Here is a 276-nt window from a genome sequence, read left to right as displayed (position 1 = left end):
ATCCTCCGAGCAAATCGCCCGTTACACCGCCAAAATTCTTGTCGCACCATTTGTTATAGCCGATGGTCGCAACGATCGATGCTAGTAAAAAGGCAAGAGCCACTGCCCATCCGCAAAATGCGAATAAGGCTACGAGCACAGCGAGCGACCAGGCGAACATCGCTAGCCACACCGTTTTATGGTCGATCAAGCGCTGGAAATAAGCCGCAAGCCCGTCCGTTTTTGCCGGTTTTGCACTTACTGACAATACCGATAGCCCGATTCGGCTGATGACCG

At 52.5% G+C, this 276-nt stretch carries 1 protein-coding gene; it reads right to left on the bottom strand.

Translation table 11 applies throughout. The features are described from left to right. Positions 1–276, bottom strand: a 276-nt coding sequence (locus R0J87_RS20020) for an adenosylcobinamide-GDP ribazoletransferase (protein WP_498888440.1), incomplete at both ends; no start/stop codon positions are given.

The sequence above is a fragment of the Halomonas sp. SIMBA_159 genome (assembly GCF_046536035.1).
Classification (GTDB): Bacteria; Pseudomonadota; Gammaproteobacteria; order Pseudomonadales; family Halomonadaceae; genus Vreelandella; species Vreelandella venusta_A.
Note: the sequence above shows the minus strand (reverse complement) of the source record. Positions and strands in the feature narration are given on the sequence as shown.